We start from the raw sequence: 6074 nt of genomic DNA on the forward strand, positions 1-6074 counted from the left end.
CACACCTGGCAGCACGGCGCCGACGAGGGATTCGCCTGGCACCCGGACTGGGCCGACATGGAAGGCCACCTCGCCGACCCCGGCACCGAGACGGCTCCGGGCGCCGCGCCTCTCGCGGAGGTGAAGGGAGCATGAGGTTCCGGCGGTTCACCGTACGGCGGGCGTTGGCGGTCGCCGCTGCCGTGGCCCTGCTCATCGGCGCGGGCGCGGCACGGGCGCCCCAGCGGGCGGAGGTGAAGGGCGGCTCCAACTACTTCACCTACCGGGTCGACGCGGACTGCACGCGGGAGCCGTACGGCGTCGTCAACAGCTACGACCAGGCCCCCGGCCTCATCAGGGAGCAGCTGGCGCGGATGGCGGCGGCCGGGCAGAAGCGGCTGCGCATCCCCGTCTTCCACCACCACGGGCCCGACTCCGGCACGGTGATGGACTCCTCGGAGGGGGGTCTCGGCGCCGCGAATCTGCGCAACCTGCGCGATCTGCTGCGTGATGTGAGGAGCGCCGGGTTCGAGGCGGTCGAGATCGCGTTCTTTCCCATGGACGCGAACGACCCCACGGACTGGACGCGGTTCGACCGCCCGCTGTACGAGGAGAACCTGGCTGTCGTCCGGCAGGTGCGTGCCGAGACCGTGCGCTCCGGGCTGCCGTATGTCATCGATCTGCTCAACGAGGGCGCGCCCGCGGACGGCGAGGACGTGCTGCTGCGGTACGACAGGACGCTCTGGCAGGACTACCGGCGGCAGTTCGGCAGGGCGGACACGGTCGGGTTCTCGATGACGGTGTGGATCGCCGGGCGGGTGCCGAACCTGCCGGCCGTGTACGGGGACGAGCCGCCGGCGACGCTGGAGGTGCACCCGTACGGCCAGGAGCACGACGGGGACGAGTACCGGCAGTTCATGGACGCGGACGCGGCACTGGACGCCATCGGGTACCGGCAGCCGCTGATCGTCGGCGAGGTGTACTACGACGACCGGGAAGCGGCCGACAACATTCGCCGGGCCATGCTGCGGGCGGAACGGCCGGTGCGGTACCTCACGCAATGGCCCTGGCCGCGCACGGCGAAGTGCCCGGCCGCCGACGTGGCCCCGCCGGTCGCCTACGGCGCCTACGCGGCGGCCGGGTTCTGACCGCCGCCGCGTCCCGCTCCGCTCGCCTCAGCAGGACCGGCGGTACCGCTGCCCGGGGAAATACGTCTCCCACTCGCCGCGGCCGAGCGGGCCGTCGAGGGCGCAGATGCGGTCGACGACCTGGTCCAGGTCGTTGGACCAGAAGCGGATGGTGGCGTCCAGCCCGCCGGTGGCCAGGGACCGGCCGTCGGGGGCGAACGCGACGGTGTGGACGGGCTGGGAATGGCCGGAGAGCACCGTCAGGAGTGCGGGCCGGCGGGCGTCGGCGACGTCCCACAGATGGACGGTGCGGTCGTCGCTCGTGCTGGCCAGGGTCCGGCCGTCCGGTGCGAAGGCGAGGCCGCGGGACGCCTCCCGATGGCCCACCATGACGCTCAGCGGATCGGTCGACGGGTGCACCGGGGCCGGGTTCCGGCCCCGCGGCACGGGCACGGTCCACAGGCGGACTTTGCGGTCGTCGTCCGTCGTGGCCACCAGACGGCCGTCCGGGGACAGAGCCACCCCGTTGACCTGGTTGGGATGCAGCAGTTCCGCCAGGAGCCGCGGTCGCCGCGGGTCGGTGAGCCGCCAGATCCGTGTGCGGTAGTCGCCGCCCGCCGTGGCCAGCAGCCGGCCGCTCCGGTCCAGGGAGACCCAGTTGATCCGGTCGGTGTGGTGGGTCAGCTTCGCCAGCCGCACCGGCCGCTGCGGGCGGCTGATGTCCCACACCCGGACGGTGTGGTCCTCCCCGCCGGTCACCAGCAGCCGGCGGTCAGGGCTCAGGGCGACCGCGTACACGGCGTCCGTGTGGTCGGACAGCGTCGACAGCCGCACGGGCCGCCGGGGCCGGCTCACGTCCCACAGGCGTACCCGGTGGTCCTCGCCGGCCGTGACCAGCAGACGGCCGTCGGTGCTCGACGCCAGCCCGTAGACCGCCCCCGGATGCCGTGCGGAACCCAGCAGGGTGACGCCGCCGTCCGGTGACCGCCGCCAGATCCGCGCCCTGCCGTCCATGCCCGCCGTGGCCAGCACCTTCCCGCCGGGGCCGAACGCCAGGCTGGTGACCGCGGCGTGGGCCGCCGTCACCGGCGGCGGCAGATGCCACAGGAGCACCCGCCCTTCGTCGTCGCCCGTGACGAGGACACCGGCCGGGCCGAGGGCGACCGCGCGGACCGGGTTCGGCTGCGGCAGCGCCACCAGTTCCCGCTGCCGGTCGACGTCCCACAGACGGGCGGTCTGATCGTCCCCGCCGGTCACCAGCAGGCGGCCGTCGGGCCGGAAGGCGACGCTGTGGATCAGGCCGTTGTGTCCGCGCATCGTGCGCGACCGGCCGGGACGGTAGGGGTCCGCGACGGGGGTGATCCGCACGGTCCTGTCGAAGCCGACGCTGGCCAGGCTGCGGCCGTCGGGCGCGAAGCGCACCCCGCGCACCTGGGCGGTGTGGTCGGTCAGGACGGCGGCCCGCCGCAGGCGCCCGTCACCGCCGAGCCGCCACAGCCGTACGGTGTGGTCGTCGCCCGCGCTGGCGAGCGTACGTCCGCCGGGAGCGAAGGCCACGGCGTTGACCGGACCCTCGTGCACCGCACCGGTCCCTCCGCCACCGCCGCGCGGCCGCCCCGGGTCGCCGATGTCCCAGCTGTGCAGCCCGCCCTGGTCGGTGGCGGCCACCAGGGTCCGGTCGTCCGGGCTGATCGCCAGCGCGGTGACCTCGCCGTCGGCCGGAACGGACACCAGGCGGCGCGGCCGCGGCGTGCCCAACGACCAGATCGTCACCTCGGCGTCGGCGCCGCCGGCGGCCAGGAACCGGCCGTCCCGGGTGATGGCCACGGCGTGCAGCGGCTCGGGATGCGGCAGGGAGGCCACGGCCCGGGGGCGGGCCGGACGGCGCACGTCCGTGAGCCGGACCAGGCCGTCCTCGGCGGCGGTCACCAGGAGAGAACCGTGGAACAGGGCCTGGCGCACCGTGTACTCGTGCCGGGGGAGGGGCGTGGAGTAGACGCTCCCGGACGACGCCAGGAGCCCGCCCCGGGTCTGCGGTGTGCGCGCCACCCGGTAGGCGGCCAGGCTCAGCCGCATCGCCAGCGACGGGTCGACCTGCCGGAGCCGTTCGGCCTCGTCGACGGCGACCCGGGCGGCCGAGCGGTCCCGTTCGGCCAGGGCGTCGGCGCGCTGGAGCAGCGCGAAACCCGTCGCCCCGGCCGTCAGCAGCACCAACGCGGAGAGCAGGGCGACCAGTTGCCGCAGCCGCCGGGTCCGCCTGCGGCGGGCGGCAGCCTCCTGCCGCTCCTGGGCCACCCCCGCCGACAGGAAGCGGCGTTCGAGGGCGTCCGGTGACATCAGACGTCCGTCCAGCCAGTCCACCGACACGGCCAGCTGGGTCCCGCGGTACAGCAGCGCCGGGTCCTGTCCGCCGGACTCCCAGGCCTCGGCCGCCTCGATCAGCCGCTGATGGCCACGCAGGCCCGCGCGGTCGGCGTCGATCCAGCTCCGCAGCCTCGGCCAGGCGTGCAGCAGCGCCTCGTGCGTGATCTCGACGCAGTCGGTGTCCAGAGTCAGCAGCCGCGCGTCGCCGAACGTCTCCAGCACCTCCGTGGCCACCGCCGGATCAGGTACGGCCGACAGCAGCCGGTGCCGCCGCACCCGCTGCCGGGTGTCCATGTCGCCCTCGCCGACCCGCACCAGGCCCAGCAGCAACTGCCGCGCCGCCGTGCGGCCTTCCGCCTCCAGATGGGCGTACACCCGCTCGGCGCTCGCCGCCACGGCGCCCCTGATCCCTCCGGTGCGCCGGTAACCGGCGACGGTCAGCCGCTCGTCCTCCCGCTGCTGCCAGGTCGTCAGCAGGGCGTGCGCCAGCAACGGCAGGCTTCCGGCGCCTCTGCACGGCGTCTCGTCGTCACCGGCGCCCAGGTCGCCGAGCAACAGCTCCAGCAGCCCCGGCTCCAGTTCCAGGCCGGCGGCACGGGCCGGGCCGGCGATCGCCTCGCGCAGCTCACCGCTCGTCATGGGTCCCAGCGGGAACTGGGTCTCCCGCAGCGCGGCGACCAGTTCGGGGAAGTCCAGACACTGCCCGTAGAAGTCCGCGCGCACCCCGAGCACCACGACCACGGGCCTGCGGCTCTCATCGCCGGGCTCGGTCAGCGCCTGGAGCGTCCGCACGAAACGACGGCGCCGGCTCGGGCGGTCGCACAGCGTGAACAGCTCCTCGAACTGGTCGACCACCACGATCAGTCCGTCCGCGGTCCGTGCGCCGTCGCCCGACTGCTGCCGCGGCAGGGCGGCCCCGCCCCGAGCGTCACCGGGCTCCGTCACGCGAGCGGTCTTCTCCCGCACCGCAAGCGCCAGTTCGCGGGGACCGGCCACGGCGGCCCTTTCCACGACCGCGGGTTCCAGCTGCGTCGCCCGCGCCAGGCCCCGGACCAGCTCGGCCATCGGATCGCCGGTGGGCGTCATGGACAGCGCCGCCCAGGTGCCCGAGCCGCCGACCGGAAGGGCACCTCGCGCCACGGCGGGCAGCAGACCGGCGTGCAGCAGTGACGACTTGCCGGCTCCCGACGGGCCGACGACCACCACCGGCCCCGTACGACCGCCCCGCGCGTGCTCCGCGACCAGGGCGACCAGCAGCGCCGTCACCCGCTCGCGACCGAAGAACCACTGGGCGTCGCGCGCACCGAACGGAGCCAGCCCCGGATACGGACACACGCCCCGCCCGCCCGCAGCGCCCCGACGCGCCGGAAGCAGGGCGAGCAGGGCGCCACCGGCGTGCAGTGCCTCGTCGCAGCCGTGTGCCAGATCGGCGCTGGGCGGCTTCTGGCCGTTCTCGACCTTGCTCAGATGGCCCCGGCTGTAGTGGACCAGCCGCGACAGGTCGGCCAGCGACATTCCGTGAGCCTGCCGGAGCCGCCGCAGGCGCGGCCCGAACGCCTCGTCCGCCGCTTCCTGATCCTCGTTCCCGCCCAGGTCACCGGCTGTTTCCTGTTTCCGCTCCGGCAAGACGACAGGCACCTCCTTGGCCTCTGCTGGGCGCGGCCCCACGCTGAATACGGCGACGCTCCGTAGCGAGAAGCTACGACAGTCGCCGCCCCGTGGCTGCCGGATGCCGCCCGCACCCCCACAAGGAGTGACGGCGCTCGGCATCACGTCCCGCGCACACGGCGCGAAACGGCGGACGCCGCAACCACGCGTCAAGCAACGAGCGGCAGGCACGGTCCACCGCTCGGCCGCCGACGGACGCCACTTGGCGAGCGCCGGCACCACTTGGCAGGCGGAGCCGGTCACTTGCCCGCACCACAACCAGCACCAGCACCAGCCCCGGCATCACCCGGCCGAGGCCCCTCGGCAGGCGCCGCGGCGCCCGGTGAGACCGACAGACGACGAGGAGAGCACCATGCCACCCAGGACACCCGCCTTCGGACCCGCCATCGACCCCTACGCCGGCTACGAGCCGCAGCGCGACTGCGACCCCACGCCGAAGCCCGGCGTGGCCGCCTTCAAGGACCTCCTGCTGTCCACCTACCCCGGCACCACCAACCTCGGCATCAGCAGGGCCTGCGGCTCGGGCGGAACCAGCGAGCACAAGGAAGGCCGCGCCTTCGACTGGGGGGTGAACGTCAACGGACAGGCTCACATCGCGGCCGACCTGCTGGACTGGCTCCTCGCGACCGACGCGCACGGCAACAGGCATGCCCTGGCCCGCCGTTTCGGCATCATGTACATGATTTGGAACCGGCGGATCTGGGAGGCGTACCGAGCCGACCGTGGCTGGACGCCGTACAGCGGCGCCTCCCCGCACACCGACCACGTGCACTTCAGCTTCGGCTGGGCCGGGGCCCGGCAGCAGACCACCTGGTGGAAGGGCGCCGCACCGAGCGGTCCGCGGCTGAGTGTCGGTGTGCCGTCGGTGGTGGACACGGGGTCGGGCATGGTGGTGTTCGGGGTGGAGCCGGGTGGTGGGATCACGCACCGCTGGCA

General features: G+C 74.2%; 3 protein-coding genes. 2 read left to right on the plus strand and 1 reads right to left on the minus strand.

What is annotated here, in order from left to right:
• The first annotated feature begins 131 nt into the window (after positions 1–131).
• Positions 132–1127 (plus strand): hypothetical protein, encoded by a 996-nt coding sequence (locus ABT232_RS38110; protein ID WP_351849342.1) that lies wholly within the window; start codon positions 132–134, stop codon positions 1125–1127.
• A 27-nt stretch (positions 1128–1154) separates the two neighbouring features.
• Here ABT232_RS38110 and ABT232_RS38115 read toward each other — a convergent pair whose 3' ends face one another.
• Positions 1155–5240, minus strand: coding sequence for an nSTAND1 domain-containing NTPase (locus ABT232_RS38115; RefSeq protein ID WP_351849345.1), 4086 nt, complete (start codon positions 5238–5240; stop codon positions 1155–1157).
• Between the two features lie 250 nt (positions 5241–5490).
• Here ABT232_RS38115 and ABT232_RS38120 point away from each other — a divergent pair.
• The coding region (locus tag ABT232_RS38120; RefSeq protein WP_450872138.1) for a VldE C-terminal domain-containing protein at positions 5491–6074 on the plus strand (584 nt) is incomplete at its 3' end.

The organism is Streptomyces sp. NPDC001532, from assembly GCF_040298625.1.
Classification (GTDB): Bacteria; Actinomycetota; Actinomycetes; order Streptomycetales; family Streptomycetaceae; genus Streptomyces.

Excerpts from the sequence above, each read along its gene's own strand:
- ABT232_RS38110 (WP_351849342.1), top strand. The coding sequence starts at position 132 with ATGAGGTTCCGGCGGTTCACCGTACGGCGGGCGTTGGCGGTCGCCGCT.
- ABT232_RS38115 (WP_351849345.1), bottom strand. The coding sequence starts at position 5,240 with ATGCCGAGCGCCGTCACTCCTTGTGGGGGTGCGGGCGGCATCCGGCAG.